Source organism: Microbispora sp. H10830 (assembly GCF_014161375.1).
Lineage (GTDB): Bacteria > Actinomycetota > Actinomycetes > Streptosporangiales > Streptosporangiaceae > Microbispora > Microbispora catharanthi.
In genome coordinates this window covers 134,945-150,349 of record NZ_JABBWX010000019.1, presented here as the reverse complement: position 1 = coordinate 150,349, position 15,405 = coordinate 134,945, and the positions used below count along the sequence as shown (strand labels likewise).

Sequence of the window (15,405 nt, the reverse complement as noted above, 5' to 3'; positions counted from 1 at the left end):
ATCCCGGGGGACGGAACGGCGAGACACCGATCACCCGTCTGGTCTTGGCGGCACCGGATCCCCGTAGCACGATCGGGGCATGCGGTCTCCGGCTGGCGGGAGGTCTGGATGGCGACCGTCCTGCTCCCCGGCGATCCGCGCAGGCTGGGCGGCTACTGGCTGGCCGGGCGCCTGGGCGAGGGCGGGCAGGGCGTCGTATATGAGGCCTACGACGAGGCCGGCCGCCGGGTGGCCGTCAAGGTCCTCCGCCCGCCGGGCGGGCCGGGCGACGCGCGGGCGAGGGCGCGGTTCGCCAAGGAGGTCGCCGCCGCGCGGCAGGTCGCGCCCTTCTGCACGGCCAGGGTCATCGCCGCCGATCTGGAGGGTCCCCAGCCGTACATCGTGAGCGAGTTCGTCGCCGGGCCGAGCCTGCGCGCGGCGGTCGCGCGGGACGGGCCGTACGGACCGGGGGAGCTGCACCGTCTCGCCACGGGCATCGCCACGGCGCTGGCCGCCATACACGGGGCGTCGGTGGTCCACCGCGACCTCAAACCGGACAACGTGCTGATCGGCCCCGAAGGCCCGCGGGTCATCGACTTCGGCATCGCGCGGACCGCCGACATGTCGCTGACGACGACCGGGCACGTCGCCGGCACACCGGCCTTCATGGCTCCGGAAAGCGTGCTCGGGACGCGGGCGGGCCCTGCCGTCGACATCTGGGCCTGGGGAGCCGTGACGCTGTTCGCCGCCACCGGCCGGGAGCCGTTCGCCGAGGGGGCCGCCCGTCTGCCCGTACCCGGCGGCGGTCCGGGCGCGGCGGGGCAGGCGCTGACCGGGGTGGCGGCCCTGCTGCACCGCATCCTGGCGGCCGAACCGGACCTGACGGCGCTGGGGGAGCCGCTGCGCGGCCTGGTGGCCCGCGCGCTCGACAAGGACCCGGAGGCCAGACCGGACGCGGACACCCTCCTCGCGACGCTGCTCGGGCACCCGTCGCCGCGAGGCGAGGCGCTGCTCGCGGAGGGCACCCGTACGGCCGAGGGTCTCGGGTCGTCCAGGGCCGTCGCGCCGCCTTCCCTCGCGGCCGTGGCCGAGGAGGCGTACGGCGCGCTCGTCCCGGCCGACCAGGCGCTGGTGCCGCGGATCCTGCTGCGCATGGTCGTGCCCGGGGAGGGCGACGACGACCTTCCCCGTCCGGTGCCCGAGGACGAGCTCCTCGACGGCGTGGTCGACTGGGAGACGGCCGGCCGGGTGCTGTCGGGCCTCGCCCGCGCCGACCTCGTCGTCCGGGAGGGCGAGACGGTCGCGCTCGCCGCGACCGCCCTGCTGCGCGCCTGGCCACGGCTGCGCGGGTGGGTCGACGCGGATCGGGCGGGCCTGCGGGTGCAGCGGCCGCTGACCGAGGCCGCCCGCACGTGGGACCTGCACGGGCGGCGTCCCGGCGACCTCTACCAGGGGACGGCGCTGGAGACGGCGCTCGGCTGGGCGGCGACCGCGCGCCATCACGTCACGCTGAACACGCTCGAGAAGGCGTTCCTCGACGCGTCCCGGGCCCTCGTCCAGGTCCGCGCCCGGCGGCGCCGCCGCCTCACCGCCGCGCTCGCCGTGCTCGTGGCCGTCGCGGCGACCTCGGCCGGGCTGGCCCTCAACCTGAAGTCGTCCGCCGAGCGGCAGCGGGACGTGGCCGTGGCCCGGCGGCTCGCCGCCCTGGCCGAGACCTCGCGCTCGTCCGATCCCACCCGGGCGATGGCGCTGAGCGTGGCCGCCTGGCGGCTGGCCGGGGTGCCCGAGGCGCGGGCGGCCCTCTACAGCTCGCTCGCCCAGCCGCTCCGGCGGATCGACCCGCCCCCGCCCGTCACCGCCGGAGCCCGGTTCGACCTGAGCGGGGACGGCCGGCTGCTCGCCGTCGCCGACGCCGGCAGGGCGGTCCTGTGGGAGGTGGCCGCCCACCGCGCGGCCGGGGGCGCCCAGGGCATCGGACCGGACCCCGACGCCGTGGCGCTCAGCCCCGACGGGCGCCGCCTCGCGGTTTCCGACGGCGGCCGTCTGCGCGTGTGGGACCTGTCCACCGGCCGTCCGCTCGGGCCGGCGTTCGGGAACGGCGCACTGGAGATGACGTTCGGCCCGGACGGCCGGCGCCTCGCCGTGCTCGCGCCCGGTCATCGGGGCCAGGTCTGGGACGCCCTTCGCGGTGTCGCACTCCTCGACGTGCGCGACGAGCGGGCCGAGGGGGTCGTGGTCTCCACGCGGCACGCGGCCGTGCTGCTGGACGACGGCCGATATCGGTTGTACGAGCCGGTCGCGGGGCGTGCGCGCGGCCCGCGGCGCCTTCCCGCCCCCGCGGGCGGCAGGGGGGACGCCGTCGCCTTCAGCCCCGACGGCCGCACGATCGCGGTCGGCCACGGCGGGAACGTCGGCTTCTGGGACCTGTCCACCGGCCGCCGCCGCGCCACCGTCCTGGAGGGCGCCTCCGCCGTGTGGCTCGCGTACGGCGACGGCGGCAGGCTCGTCCTGACCTTCGACCGCACCGGCGCCGGCCTGTGGAGCGCGGACGGCGGTGGCCTGCTGGCCTACTCCACGCCGGGGGACACCACCGGCATGCCGGACATCAGGGTCGCCACCGGCGCGGCGGGCGGCCCGGTGCTGCGCTACCTGCTGAGCGGCGGCAGGGTCGCGACGGTGGACGCCGGGGCGGGGGCCCGATCCACGGCGGTGTCCCCGTCGGCGGTCGCCGCCGCCTTCGCCCCCGGCGCACGGACGCTCGCCGTCTCGCCGGCCGGGAAAGGGCCGCTGCTGTGGGATCCGGCCAGGGACATCCGCCTCGGGCCGCCGCTCGGCGGCGCACCGGCCGGGGCGCTCGCCTTCCCCGATGTCCGCACGCTCGCCTCCGTTTCCGCGGGCGAGGCGGGGGGCGGGGCCGCGACGGTGAGCCTCTGGAGCGTGCCGGACGGCCGCCCGCTCCGCCGCGTCCCGGTCGCGGGCGCCGGCTCGGTGGGCGGGCTGGCGGTCGGGGGCGGGGTCCTCGCCGTGGCACCCGTCGCCGAGGACTACGAGCCGGTCCGGGTGTGGGACCTCGCCCGCGGCGCGGAGATTCCCGTCCCGCGCCGCAGCGGATGGGACGTCATGGCGGTCAGCCCGGACGGCCGGGTCCTCGCGATCGGCGGGCGGGACGCCGCACTGGTCGACCTGGCCACAGGAACGGTCACCGGCCGTCCATTCGGGCCCGTCCTCGACGGGGTGCGGTCGATCGCGTTCAGCCCGGGCGGCTCGGTGATCGCCACCGGCTTCCACGAGGCCGGCGTGGGCCTGTGGGACGCCCGCACGCTGCGGCGTACGGGGACGCTCGCGCCCGAGGAGGGACGGTTCGACGACGTCGTGGCGCTCGCCTACTCGCCCGACGGGCGGCTGATCGCCACCGGCGGCACGAGCGGGGAGGTCCGCCTGTGGGACGCCGGCACGCGGTCGCCGCTGGGCCTGCCGTACGCCGTCCACACCGGCCGGGTGCTCGCGCTCGCCTTCGACGCGGACGGGCGGTACCTCTACAGCGCCGGGGAGGACGGGACGCTGCGGCGCTACACGATCGACCCGGAACGGGCCGCCGCCGAGGTGTGCGCGCGGGCGGGCGGCGCCCTGGGAGATGACGATTGGCGGCGCCTCGTGCCGGAGGCGCCCTACCGGAAGGTGTGCTGAGCGATATGACGATCATCCACCACCTGCTCGCGCGGCTCCTGCGACGGCCCAGCGGCGACGGCGCTCCCATGGAGACCGAGCCGGTGGAGATCGAGTCGGTCGAGGTCGATCCCGACCCCGTCCCGATCGGCGGCGAGGACCGGGTCGTGGCGACCTTCGAGGTGGTCACCAGCGGGTCGTCCGCCGAGGTGAAGGGCGACCTGGTGGCCCCGGACGGGTCCCGTACGGGCCTGGGCTTCGAGCGCGAGGAGCGCACGCCCTTCGAGGAGCGGTGGCGGGCCGGGCACGCGTTCGGCCGGGACTCGGCGGTGGGGACCTGGCGCGTCGTGGTCGGCGCCGGCGGCGTCTCCGAGGAGCGGGAGTTCGAGGTCCGCGCCGAGGAGGGGCTGCGGCTGTCGAGGATCGACGGCTTCGAGCTGTCCCCGGATCCGATCGACGAGGGGGGTCGGCTGACCGTCTCGGGCCGCCTGGAGACGATGACCGGGAAGGACGACTGGGGCGGTCTTCCCGGCCGGACGGTCGCCCTGCTGTTCCGGCCCGACGACATGCTCGCCCGCAGGGAGGTGGCGCGGGTGGTCACCGGCAGGTCGGGCCGGTTCGACGCGACGGTGACGGCGACCGAGTCCGGGTTCTGGTCGGCGGAGTTCCGCAGGGCCGCAGAGGACCGCGTGCGTTCGACCGCCGCGAGGAGCGCCGAGGTCCGTTCGACCGTGCGAGCCGCCGGGGCCCGGACCACGATCACCTATTCGGCGAGCCCCAAGAGCGGCAGGCGAGGCAGGAAGGCGACCCACACCGGAAAACTGCTCGTCCGGGTCGAGCCCGCCGGGGGCCCGCCCGGTGGGATCCGCTGCCCCAGCAGCGCGTCCGCCTCTGGTTCGACCCGTCGGGCTCGGGCGCCGACGCTGTGCAGGGGTCGGCGACGACGGGTTCCGACGGCAGGTTCACCCTGCGGAAGAAGGTGCCGTCGACGGGCGACTGGCAGGTTCGCTTCGACTCGCAGGCGCCGTCGCAGCGCCGGTCGTGCAAGTCACCGGTCCGCAGGCTCACCGCGACCTGAGCCGCCCATTCCGGCTCGTGTTACGCCGACCGGCTGAGCTGCGGATATGACGGGTGTCACGGGTCAGGACACGACGCGCGGCACTTATCGCCACATCGCGTGATCCGTACTGTGATGGTCATGACGAACACGCCATCATCGCAGCGTACGGACTGGCACATCTCCCTCATCGGCGGCCTGAAGCGTCGGGGGCCGGGGCGGATGCCCGCGGACACGGTGGTCCTCACCCCCGTCGGCGGAGCCGACCTCGACCTGAGCGACGCCGAGATCGCGCCGGTCACCTCGGTGACGAAGATCTCGATCGCGGGCGGCGTGCGGCTGCGGGTGCCCGCCGACGTCACGGTGGAGGTCGAGGGCTTCAGCCTGATCGGCGGACGCCATGTGGAGCCGGGAACGCCTGGTCCCTCCGGGCGTGTCATCCGGGTTCGCAACTACAGCGTCTTCGGCGGCGTCAGCGTCACCCGCGGCTGAGCCCCTGCGTCCGAGGGGCGCAGGCTCAGGCGGGCCCGCCGTCCGCCAGGATCCGTTCGATGGTGCGCCGGCCCATCCGGCTCATGGCCGGGTTGGTCTCGAGGTAGTACCAGACGGCCCCCATGGCCTGCGCGAAGGCCCACGCCTTGCCCCGCTCCCACTCGAGGTCGTCACACCCCAGGTCGAGACGGAGCACCTGGCGCGGCCCCGCCTCCAGCAGATGCCAGGCGCTCACGAGGTCGAGAGCGGGGTCGGCCGGCCCGAAGCCGCCGCCGTCGAGAATCCCGGCGAGGCGGCCGGCGGACACGAGCACGTTGCCGGGGATGAGATCGCCGTGGGTCATCACGTCGGCCGCTTCGCGCGGCAGGCTTCGGAACGTCGCCCACATCCGGCGCAGCCGGGGAACGTCCAGCAGCCCTTCACTGCGTTCGAAGCAGGTCTCCATCCACGCGTCGTGGGACCGGAGGTCGCCTCCCCGGCCCTTGCCGGAGAACGTACGGCCACGCGTGCCGACCGCGCGCAGGTCGTTGATGAGATCGGCGAGATCGTGGGCGAACGCGACCGACTCGCCCGGGTCCTCGTCGGTCGCCACGGCGCCGGGCAGCCACGTCTGCACCGACCACGGAAGCGGATATCCCGCACCGGGCTCGCCGAGCGCGACCGGCTCCGGCGTGGGAAAGCGGGTGCTGCCCGCCAGCTCGCGGGCCGCCTCCGCTTCGGACTCCAGCCAGCGTCGCGTCGCGTCGACCGGCCCTGGCTGCAGGGGAAACCGGGCCGTGAAGTGATCGCCGACGCGGAAGATGGCGTTGACCGTCCCATGGGCGGCGACGCCGGTGACGGGCAGGCTCCGCCACTGCGGGAACTGCTCGTCCACCAAGGCGCGCACCGTCTCCTGTGACACCGTCAGCTGGTCGGCGTGCATCTTCACGCCGGGAGCGTTCCGCGTTCCGGTCGCCTTCCGCAACCTGTTTTCGGCCCCCTGGGGCGGCTTCGCCGGCCGTCAGGTGTCCGCGGCCTCCTGGCCGGCCGTCAGGTGTCCGCGGCCCCCTGGCCGGGCGTCCACGGCGGCAGGCCGAGGTGCACCGAGATGCTGCGCAGCAGCGAGTCGTGCATCCGTGCCCTGGTCAAGCCGGATATCTGCGTCGCCACGGCGATCTCCAGGCCGTCGATCTGGGTGAGGATCAGGTCGACGGTCTCCTCGACGGTGGAGACCACCCGGAAGACCCCGGCCGCCAGGCCCTCCTCCACGGCCGCCCGCACCGGCGCTCGCCAGCCGTCGTACTGCAGCTCGAAGAGGTGCCTGAGCTCCTTGTCCCTGGCGGACGCGGCGGCGAACTCCATGAAGGCGAGGCAGCGGTTCCGGAAGCCTCGCGGGTGGGTGATGTACTCCACCAGGTCACGGATCCGGTCCCATGGGTCGCGATGGCGTGCCGCGATCTCCTCGAGCCCTTTGACGATCTTCCCCGTGTGGTGCGCGAAGGCGGCCAGCATCAGTCCGTCGCGGGTCTCGTAGTAGTGCTGCAGGGTGCCGATCGACACCCCGGCGTGCTTGGCGACGTCCCGCAGCCGGACCCGCTCGTAGCCCATCTCGGCGACCAGCTCGATGACCGAGGCGAGGATGCGCCCTCGCTGACCGTCGGTCCGTACCTCCAGTGCGGTGTCCACCCGTTGCCCTTTCTTGGACGGTCCTGTCCTGTCGCCTCCGGGTCGCACTATAGCCATCCCTGACGCGTAGAAGGAACCCGAAAAGCCCTATTGACAAGGGAATGAACCCGCTCTTCTAATAATGCGGTACTAACGGAGCCGGGACGCTTGACGCAGGTCGGAGCGTCCCGCCGAGCCATGGACTGGAGGGGGCGGTGGGCAAGACGATCATCTGTCCGTGCCATGACGTGACCGTCGAGGACATCCGGGCGATGTACGCCGCGGGCTACACCCACCCCGAGACGCTGAAGCGGGCGACGGCCGTCTTCATGGGCCCCTGCCAGGGCAAGCACTGCGCGGGTCCGGTCATGGAACTGCTGCGGGAGCTGTCGGGCGGCGACGAGGGACGGGTCTCCCGGCGCCCCACGGCCCGGCCCCCGCTGCGTCCCGTCCTCCTCGGCGTGCTCGCCGGCGCCGCCGGGCCGTCCGCCGGGCCGTCTGCCGGGCCGCCCGCCCAGACGGGCCCCGAGGCGGGACCCGAGGCAGGCGCTGCGAGCGGCGCGACGGGGGGTGCCTGACCATGGCGGTCCCCGGAGCCTGCCGCTCCCCGCTCCGCCGCGCGTACGACGTGGTGATCGTCGGCGCGGGCGTGCAGGGCCTCGCCCTGGCGTACGAGCTGGCCAAGCTCGGCGTCCGGGACGTGGCGGTGCTGGACCGGAGCTACCCCGGAGGCGGCGGCAGCGGGCGCAACGGCGAGATGATCCGCTCCGCGTTCGGCTCCCGCGAGTGGACGGGCCTGTTCGACGAGTCGCTGCGCCGCTGGCGCACGCTCTCCGCCGAACTGGACTTCAACGTGCTGTTCTCCGGCAGCGGCTACCTGGTGCTGGCCTCCACGCCGGAGCAGGTCGAGCGGTGCCGGGCCGACGCCGTACGGCAGGCCGCGCTGGGCGTGCGCTCGCAGTTCGTCACTGCAGAGGAGGCACGCCGAATCGTTCCCGAGGTCAATCCCGATCTCGCGCTGGGCGGCGTCTACCAGGAACACGCCGGATTCGCCCACCACGACGCCGTCGTGTGGGGGTACGCCCGGGCCGCCGCGCGCCTCGGCGTCGAGATCCACACCGGGGTCACGGTGACCGGTGTCGAGGTCGCCGGCGGAGCCGTACGCGGCGTGCGCACCGACCGCGGGGACGTCGCCGCGCCGGTCGTGGTGAACGCGGCGGGCGGCGGGGCCAGGACGATCGCCGAGATGGCCGGCGTGCGGCTGCCGACCCGCACCTGCCGCCTGGAGATGATCGTCACCGAGTCGGTGGCGCCGTTCCTGCGTCCCGCGCTCGCCAGCCTGGAACTGCTCGGTTACTGCCACCAGACGGCCAGGGGCGAGTTCGTGGGCGGGACCGAGTTGCCGTACTCCGACGTCAGCGACAGCCTCAACGGCACCTACACGCTGCTCGCCGACATGGCCGCGAAGTTCGTCCGGCTGCTGCCCCGGCTGGCCGGGGTCCGGCTGCTCCGCCACTGGGCGGGGCTGGTCGACCAGGCGGACGACCTGTCCCCGGTGATCGGTCCGGTGCCCGAGGTCAGCGGGTTCCACCTGACCTGCGGCTGGGTCTACGGCTTCATGGGCGCTCCCGCGACCGGCGCGCTGCTCGCCCGGGGGATCCACGAGGGCGTCATGCCGGAGCTGATCCGGCCCTTCTCGGTCACCCGTCTGCACGAGGGACGGCTCATCCAGGAAGGCACCCTCGTGGTCGCCGCGGAGGAGGGGAGCGCCGCATGAACCTGCGCATCACCGACCATCCGTCAGCTTCGCCGCGCAGGTCCAGGCGGGTCGCGTTCACGTTCGAGGGCCGGACCCTGCACGGCTACGAGGGCGAGCCGGTCGCCACGGCGCTGCACGCCGCCGGGGTGCGGGTGCTCTCGCGCAGCTTCAAGTACCACCGCCCCCGCGGCATCGGGCTGACCTGCGGCACCCCCTCGTGCCCCGGCTGCCAGCTCACCGTCGACGGTCAGTACGGCGTGCCGGGGTGCGCCACTCCGCTGCGCGGGGGCGAGTCGGTGCGCCGGGAGCGTGCCTGGCCCGGCGCCGACCGGGATCTGCTCGGGGTGGTCGACCGGTTCTCCGCGCTCGTTCCGGCGGGTTTCCAGTTCCGGCTGTTCCGCGGGTCACCCCGGCTGGCCCATCTGGCGGAGCGCCTCATGGGCGTGATCGCCGGCGGCGGGCGGACGGTGGCGGCCGGGGTCGCCGCAGGGGCGCTCCGGCCCGGTCTGGGAGAGCTGTGGACCCCGCTCGCCGTCGTCGGCGGCGGTGTGGCCGGGCTGGCCGCCGCCCTGGCCGCCGCCGAGGGCGGGCTGGAGGTGGTCCTGGTGGACCAGGGCGACGAGCCGGGCGGCGTGCTCCGGGCGGAGACGCGTCGCGTGCGCGGCCTCGACGGCGTGGAGGCCCCCGGATTCCGGCTGGCGGACGGCCTCGCGGCCCGGGCGCGGGCGCACGCCTCGATCACGGTGCTCACCGCGTCGACCGCGCTCGGCTGGTACGAGGGCGGAGTGCTGCCGGTGGACACTCCGGACGGCCTGCTGGTGCTGCGTCCCGAGCGGTTGCTGGTCGCGACCGGCGACTACGACGTCCCGATGCCGTTCCCCGGCAACGACGTTCCCGGCGTGATGCTGGCCGGTCCGGTCCAGCGTCTGATCAACGTCGATCACGTCCGCCCCGGCGCACGCGCCGTCGTGGTGGCCGCCGAGCCGTACGGTTACGGCCTCGCCGAGCAGCTCCACGCCGTCGGCGTCACGCTCGCGGCCGTCGTCGACCCCCGGCCGGAACGGGAGATCCCGGCCGGGGCGTTCCCGGCGGTGCTCGCCGCCGCGCGGGTACCCTACCTGCCGGGCCACGCCGTACGGGAGGCCGTGGGGCACCGGGGCGTGCGCCGGCTGGTGGTCGCCCCGCAGGGCATGCGCGGCCCCGGCGGTCCGGTCGTGCGGCTGGCCTGCGACACGGTGGTGGTGGCCGCGGGACGGCGACCCGCCGAGGAACTGCTTCTGCAGCGGCTCTACCACGGCGACGTCACGCTCGACGTCACCCGTGACGAGGCGGACGGACCTTACTCCCTGCCGGGCGGCGTGGCGGTCGCGGGCGGCGCGGCGGGGACGACCGACCCCGCCACCGCCCTGGCCCACGGCGCCGAAGCGGGCCGCCGCCTGTCCCGATGGAAGCCGGGAAGCGACCTTCCCCTCACCCCTGTCTCGCCCGGCGCGGCCGGGCGGCCGTCTCCTTCAGGAGGAACCAGTGACTGACACCGGCGCGCACGGGATGCTCTCCCGCCGAACGCTGCTCATCCGCGGCGGCCAAGGGCTCGGCCTCCTCGCGGCCTCCGGCGTGCTCAGCGCCTGCGGCGGTGGCTTCTCCGCCTCGTCGTCGAGCGGTGGCGGTGGCGGCGCGACCCTGACCGTCGTGAGCTTCGGCGGCGACTACCAGAAGGCCCAGGCCAAGACCATGTGGGCGCCGTACGCCGCCAAGAACGGGATCACCGTGAAGGAGGACGGCCCGACGGACAACGCCAAGATCAAGGCGCAGGCCGAGTCGGGCAACCCGTCCTGGGACATCGTGGTCGTCGGGAACGACTTCGGCAGCGAGTCGGATGCTCAGTGGCTGGAGCCGATCGACTACTCAATCGTCGACAAGTCGTCCATCGTCGACGGCTACGCGCAGACGTACCGCGTCGCCGCCGACATCGAGGGCACCGTCCTCGCGTACCGCTCCGACAAGACCGGTGGCGCCGCGCCCACCCCCTGGGCGGACTTCTTCGACCTGAAGAAGTACCCGGGCAAGCGCACCGCGTGGAAGTCGGTGGGCGGCGGCATCTTCGAGATCGCGCTGCTCGCCGACGGCGTCGCCCCGGCAGACCTCTATCCGATCGACGTGGACCGGGCGCTGAAGAAGCTGTCCACGATCAAGGACCAGCTCATCTGGTGGGAGACCGGAGCCCAGGCCCAGCAGTATCTCGAGAGCGGGGAGGCGGTCATGGGCATGGTGTGGATCGCCCGCGCCGTGCTGTCGGCGGCGAACGCCCCAATCACGATCGCCTGGGACTCCTGGCTGTCGCAGGAGGCGTACTGGGTCGTGGTGAAGGGCAGCAGGAACAAGGCCGAGGCGATGAAGCTCATCGCCTCCATGACCTCCGCCGGTCCCACCGCCGAGTTCACGAAGTATCAGCCGTACGGACCGGTGAGCAAGGCGGCGCAGGACAAGGTCGACCCCTCGGCGAGGGAGAACCTCCCGACCACCCACCTCGACACCCAGGTCAAGGTGAACGACGAGTGGTGGGGCAAGAACCGGGACTCCGTCAACGACAGGTTCCAGCAGTGGCTGCTCTCCTGAGCCCGCTGTCCCCGAGCGGCCCGGCGACGGCCGCCACACCCGCCGAGAAGGGCGGCGGCTCCCGGGGCAGGGCGCGGAACTGGCCGTTCCTGTTGATCGTCCCCGCCCTGCTGGTCCTGCTCGCGGTCTTCGCGTACCCGGTCGCGCAGACGTTCGCCAGCGCGTTCACCACACCATCGCCGGGAACCGGCAACTTCGCCTGGTTCTTCGGTTCCCCGGCCAACGTCGCCGTCCTGACCAGGACGTTCTCGACGGCACTGTGGGCGACCGTGATCTGCCTGTGCCTCGCCTATCCCTATGCGTACCTGATGACGGTGGCCTCGCCCCGGGCCAGGGCGACGCTGCTGCTGATCGTCATGCTTCCGTTCTGGACCAGCCTCATGGTCCGGACCTTCGCCTGGCTCGTGCTGCTGCAGGACACCGGCCTCGTCAACGGGTTCCTCGGGCTGCTCGGCCTGGGACCGGTGAGCCTGGTCCGCACGCAGACCGGAGTCCTCATCGGGATGGTCCAGATCCTCATGCCGTTCATGGTGCTGCCGCTGTACTCGGTGATGAGCGGCATCGACCGGCGGCTGCTGACCGCCGCCCAGAGCCTCGGCGCCCGCCCGCTGGTCGCGCTGCTGCGCGTCTTCGTGCCGCTGTCCCTGCCGGGAGTCGCCGCCGGGGCGACGATGGTCTTCATCACCTCGCTGGGCTTCTACGTCACGCCGGCCCTGCTCGGCTCGCCCAGTGAGGCGCTGATCTCGCAGTTCATGTACACCCAGGTCAGCGGCATGCTGATGTGGGGCAGGGGCGGCGCCATGGCGGTCGTGCTGTTCGCCGCCACCCTGCTGCTGATCGGACTGCTCGGCCTGGCCATGCGGGCCGGCCGCCGGGGCAAGGCGGGCGCCCGATGAGCGCCCGGCTCGGCCGCGCCGCCCTGTGGACCGCCGGCGTGCTGGTCGCCGCATGGCTGGTGGCGCCCACTCTGGTGGTGATCCCGCTCGGCTTCACCGACAAGGTGTCGCTGACGTTCCCGCCGACCGGCTGGTCGACCAGATGGTACGCCAACTTCTTCGGTGATCCTGCGTGGACCGCCACACTGGCCAACTCGCTGCTGGTCGGCGTTCTCGTCGCCGTCGTCGCGACCACTCTCGGCACCGCGGCGGCGTTCGGGCTCACTCGCTGGACGAACGGAAGGGGCGCGGCCGCCGCGAGCGTACTGCTGCTCGCCCCGATGATCGTCCCGGGCATCATCCTGGCCATCGGGATCTACGCCGTCTTCCTGAAGCTCGGCCTCGCCGGGACGCTCGTCGGCTTCGTCGCCGCGCACACCGTCCTGGCCATGCCCTTCGTCGTCGTCTCCGTGACGGCCTCCCTGCGCACGTTCGACGTCCGGCTGGAGACCGCGGCCGCGAGCCTGGGCGCCGGGCGGTGGGCGACGTTCCGGCAGGTCACCCTGCCGCTGATCATGCCGGGTGTGGTCTCGGGCGCCCTGTTCGCGTTCGTGACCTCGTTCGACGAGGTCGTGGTCTCCCTGTTCATCCAGAGCCCCACCCTCGTCACCCTGCCCGTCCAGATGTACTCGAGCGTCACCCGTGAGACCGATCCCACGCTCGCCGCCGCCGCGACCATGATCCTGGTCCTCACCACGGTCCTGGTCGGCGGTGGCCTCACCCTGGCCGCAAGGAGGAACCGTGCCCGTTGACCCGCCCGAGGGGGCCGCCCTGCCCGCAGGCAAGGGCGCCCGCATCGACCTGAGCGGCATGACCAAGCGCTACGGCGGCTCCGTCGCCGTCGACGACGTCACGCTCACTGTGGAGCCGGGGGAGTTCATGACGTTCCTGGGGCCTTCCGGCTCCGGCAAGACGACGACCCTCAACATGATCGCCGGCTTCACCGACATCACGTCCGGGACCCTCCGGATCGACGACCGGCCCGTGGGCGCCGTGCCCGCGCACAAACGGGACATCGGCGTGGTGTTCCAGCACTACGCGCTCTTCCCGCACATGACGGTCGCCCAGAACGTCGCCTTCCCGCTGCGACAGCGAAGGGTGCCCAGGGCCGAGCGCGACCGCCTCGTCGCCGCCGCCCTGGAGACCGTGCAACTGCCGGGTCACGCCTCCCGCCACCCCCGGGAGTTGTCCGGCGGGCAGCAGCAGCGGGTCGCGCTCGCCCGGGCCATCGTGTTCAGCCCGCGCGTCCTGCTCATGGACGAACCGCTCGGCGCGCTCGACCGCAAGCTCCGCGAGTTCCTCCAACTGGAGATCAAACGCATCCACCGGGAGGTCGGGTCCACCTTCGTGTTCGTGACCCACGACCAGGAGGAGGCGCTGGTCCTCTCGGACCGCATCGCGGTGTTCAACAACGCCGGGATCGAGCAGGTCGGCACCGCCCGTGACCTGTACGAGCGGCCGGCCACGCTGTTCGTGGCCCGGTTCCTCGGCGAGTCCACGGTCCTGCGGGGCACCGCGACGCCGGACGGGAGCCGGTCCCGCCTCGACCTGGACGGCTTCGCCGTACGAGCTTCCGGCGGGATACGCAGCGGACCGGCCGCGCTGGTCGTGCGGCCGGAACGGCTCCGCCTGGAGGCCGACGAGACCGACGCCGGCGGCGGCGGGAACGCGATCCCGGTCACCGTGGTGGAGGAGATCTACCTCGGGGCGGCCCGCAAGCTGGAGGTGCTGCTGCCCGGCGGCGCGCGGGGTCTCGTACGCGAGCAGGCGGGCACGTCGAGCGACCTGAGGGTGGGCGACCGCGCCCGCCTCTGCTGGCATCCCGACGACTGCGTCCTGCTGCCCGACGACCCCACCACCGAAAGGATCCTCACATGACCGCCAACGGCGGAGTGTCGTTCTGGTACCGCGAGACGGGGTTGCCCGCGCGACGCCCGCCTCTGGAGCGGCCCGTCGACGCGGACGTCTGCATCGTCGGGGCCGGCTACACCGGCCTGTGGACCGCCTACTACCTGAAGAAGGCGCAGCCGAGCCTGGACATCGTCGTCCTTGAGCGCAAGTTCGCGGGCTACGGCGCTTCCGGCCGCAACGGCGGCTGGCTGACCGGCGCGCTGGCGGGGTCGCCCCGCAGGTTCGCCCGCACCCACGGCGGTGAAGGCGTGCAGGCCCTCCAGCGGGCGATGAACGAGACCGTCGACGAGGTCATCGCGGTGGCACGCGCCGAGGGCATCGACGCCGACATCGTCAAGGGCGGCATTCTCAGAGTGGCGCACGCCCCGTCCCACCTGCCGCGCCTGACCGTCCAGGTGCGGGCGGCCCGGGCCTGGGGCGACACCGAAGTGGAGCAACTCGACGCCGAGCAGACCACGGCCAGGATCCGGGTGGACGGCGCGCTCGGCGCCTCGTTCAGCCCCCACTGCGCCAGGGTGCAGCCGGCCAAGCTCGTGCAGGGGCTCGCGAGGGTCGTCGAGGGACTCGGGGTGCGGATCTACGAGTCCACCCCGGTGACGGAGATCGTGCCGCACGAGGCGCGTACTCCGTACGGCGCCGTGCGGGCGGACTTCGTGCTGCGCGCCACGGAGGGGTTCACCGCCGGGCTGGCGGGCGAGCGGCGGACCTGGCTGCCGATGAACTCCTCGCTCATCGTCACCGAGCGGCTGCCCGGCCGGGTGTGGGAGCGGATCGGCTGGGAGGGCCGCGAACTGCTCGGCGACATGTCCCACGCCTACATCTACGCCCAGCGGACGGCCGACGATCGCATCGCCATCGGCGGGCGCGGTGTGCCCTACCTGTTCGGTTCCCGTACGGACGACGACGGGCGCACGCACGCCACGACGGTGCGCGCCCTGCGTGACGCCCTGGTGCGGCTCTTCCCCGCCGTCCGCGACGCCGCGGTCGAACACGCCTGGTGCGGCGTCCTCGGCGTGCCGAGGGACTGGTGCTCGACCGCCGCGCTGGACCGGCGGACCGGGCTCGGCTGGGCCGGCGGCTACGTCGGTCACGGCGTGGCCACGACCAACCTCGCAGGGAGGACGCTGCGCGACCTCGTGCTCGGCGCCGACACCGACCTGACCCGGCTGCCCTGGGTCGGCAGAAAGGTACGCAGGTGGGAGCCCGAACCGCTGCGCTGGATCGGCGTGCGCGGGATGTACGCCGCCTACCGCGCGGCCGATCGGGCCGAGATCGTGGGCGGCCGGACGACGACGTCGCCCATCGCCAGGATCGCCGACGCCGTGGCCCGCCGGAACTGAACCCGC

Annotated in this window: 13 protein-coding genes; 11 read left to right on the top strand and 2 right to left on the bottom strand. The window is 73.7% G+C overall.

All coding sequences use genetic code 11. The features are described from left to right. Positions 1 to 108 precede the first annotated feature (108 nt). The 3 genes from HHX35_RS36130 to HHX35_RS36120 all read left to right on the top strand — a co-directional run bounded on the left by HHX35_RS36130 (position 109) and on the right by HHX35_RS36120 (position 5,194). Positions 109 to 3,666, top strand: a complete 3,558-nt coding sequence (locus HHX35_RS36130) for a WD40 repeat domain-containing serine/threonine protein kinase (RefSeq protein WP_182903109.1) — start codon at positions 109 to 111, stop codon at positions 3,664 to 3,666. Between the two features lie 5 nt (positions 3,667 to 3,671). Continuing rightward, the gene (locus HHX35_RS36125; RefSeq protein ID WP_182903108.1) at positions 3,672 to 4,760 is read left to right on the top strand and encodes a hypothetical protein; all 1,089 of its coding nucleotides are present in this window, start codon (positions 3,672 to 3,674) and stop codon (positions 4,758 to 4,760) included. An 83-nt stretch (positions 4,761 to 4,843) separates the two neighbouring features. Beyond that, a complete protein-coding gene (locus tag HHX35_RS36120; protein ID WP_182903107.1) occupies positions 4,844 to 5,194 on the top strand; it encodes a hypothetical protein in 351 nt (116 codons plus the stop codon). Positions 5,195 to 5,219: 25 nt separating this feature from the next. Here the strand turns inward: HHX35_RS36120 and HHX35_RS36115 are convergent, their stop codons facing one another. Together HHX35_RS36115 and HHX35_RS36110 are read right to left on the bottom strand one after the other, a co-directional pair. Beyond that, positions 5,220 to 6,116 carry an aminoglycoside phosphotransferase family protein gene (locus HHX35_RS36115; protein WP_182903136.1) on the bottom strand — a complete coding sequence of 299 codons (897 nt, stop codon included), beginning with the start codon at positions 6,114 to 6,116 and terminating at the stop codon, positions 5,220 to 5,222. A gap of 107 nt (positions 6,117 to 6,223) precedes the next feature. After that, entirely contained in the window at positions 6,224 to 6,859 is a 636-nt protein-coding gene (locus HHX35_RS36110; RefSeq protein ID WP_182903106.1) for a TetR/AcrR family transcriptional regulator, read from the bottom strand. A gap of 194 nt (positions 6,860 to 7,053) precedes the next feature. On the opposite strand from HHX35_RS36110, the gene HHX35_RS36105 reads away from it, so the two are divergent. From HHX35_RS36105 to HHX35_RS36070, 8 genes are read left to right on the top strand one after another with little or no spacing between them, the layout of a single operon-like run. Beyond that, on the top strand, positions 7,054 to 7,416 hold the full coding sequence (locus HHX35_RS36105; RefSeq protein WP_182903105.1) for a (2Fe-2S)-binding protein: 363 nt from the start codon (positions 7,054 to 7,056) through the stop codon (positions 7,414 to 7,416). A 2-nt stretch (positions 7,417 to 7,418) separates the two neighbouring features. Next, positions 7,419 to 8,615: an FAD-dependent oxidoreductase gene (locus HHX35_RS36100; protein WP_182903104.1), complete on the top strand. Its 1,197-nt coding sequence runs from the start codon at positions 7,419 to 7,421 to the stop codon at positions 8,613 to 8,615. Then, positions 8,612 to 10,129, top strand: coding sequence for an FAD-dependent oxidoreductase (locus HHX35_RS36095; RefSeq protein ID WP_182903103.1), 1,518 nt, complete (start codon positions 8,612 to 8,614; stop codon positions 10,127 to 10,129). The genes HHX35_RS36100 and HHX35_RS36095 overlap by 4 nt, the downstream gene beginning before the upstream one ends. Beyond that, positions 10,122 to 11,213: an ABC transporter substrate-binding protein gene (locus HHX35_RS36090; RefSeq protein WP_182903102.1), complete on the top strand. Its 1,092-nt coding sequence runs from the start codon at positions 10,122 to 10,124 to the stop codon at positions 11,211 to 11,213. Before HHX35_RS36095 ends, HHX35_RS36090 begins: the two co-directional genes overlap by 8 nt. Continuing rightward, positions 11,198 to 12,109 (top strand): ABC transporter permease, encoded by a 912-nt coding sequence (locus tag HHX35_RS44875; protein ID WP_220506276.1) that lies wholly within the window; start codon positions 11,198 to 11,200, stop codon positions 12,107 to 12,109. The genes HHX35_RS36090 and HHX35_RS44875 overlap by 16 nt, the downstream gene beginning before the upstream one ends. Continuing rightward, positions 12,106 to 12,900 (top strand): ABC transporter permease, encoded by a 795-nt coding sequence (locus HHX35_RS36080; RefSeq protein WP_182903101.1) that lies wholly within the window; start codon positions 12,106 to 12,108, stop codon positions 12,898 to 12,900. Before HHX35_RS44875 ends, HHX35_RS36080 begins: the two co-directional genes overlap by 4 nt. Further along, a complete protein-coding gene (locus HHX35_RS36075; protein WP_220506275.1) occupies positions 12,890 to 14,026 on the top strand; it encodes an ABC transporter ATP-binding protein in 1,137 nt (378 codons plus the stop codon). The genes HHX35_RS36080 and HHX35_RS36075 overlap by 11 nt, the downstream gene beginning before the upstream one ends. Continuing rightward, positions 14,023 to 15,399: an FAD-binding oxidoreductase gene (locus tag HHX35_RS36070; RefSeq protein WP_182903100.1), complete on the top strand. Its 1,377-nt coding sequence runs from the start codon at positions 14,023 to 14,025 to the stop codon at positions 15,397 to 15,399. The genes HHX35_RS36075 and HHX35_RS36070 overlap by 4 nt, the downstream gene beginning before the upstream one ends. Positions 15,400 to 15,405: the final 6 nt, after the last annotated feature.

Bases quoted from the DNA above. Each gene is read 5' to 3' on its own strand.
- HHX35_RS36130 (WP_182903109.1), top strand. From the start codon at position 109: ATGGCGACCGTCCTGCTCCCCGGCGATCCGCGCAGGCTGGGCGGCTAC.
- HHX35_RS36125 (WP_182903108.1), top strand. From the start codon at position 3,672: ATGACGATCATCCACCACCTGCTCGCGCGGCTCCTGCGACGGCCCAGC.
- HHX35_RS36120 (WP_182903107.1), top strand. From the start codon at position 4,844: ATGACGAACACGCCATCATCGCAGCGTACGGACTGGCACATCTCCCTC.
- HHX35_RS36115 (WP_182903136.1), bottom strand. From the start codon at position 6,116: ATGCACGCCGACCAGCTGACGGTGTCACAGGAGACGGTGCGCGCCTTG.
- HHX35_RS36100 (WP_182903104.1), top strand. From the start codon at position 7,419: ATGGCGGTCCCCGGAGCCTGCCGCTCCCCGCTCCGCCGCGCGTACGAC.
- HHX35_RS36095 (WP_182903103.1), top strand. From the start codon at position 8,612: ATGAACCTGCGCATCACCGACCATCCGTCAGCTTCGCCGCGCAGGTCC.
- HHX35_RS36080 (WP_182903101.1), top strand. From the start codon at position 12,106: ATGAGCGCCCGGCTCGGCCGCGCCGCCCTGTGGACCGCCGGCGTGCTG.
- HHX35_RS36070 (WP_182903100.1), top strand. From the start codon at position 14,023: ATGACCGCCAACGGCGGAGTGTCGTTCTGGTACCGCGAGACGGGGTTG.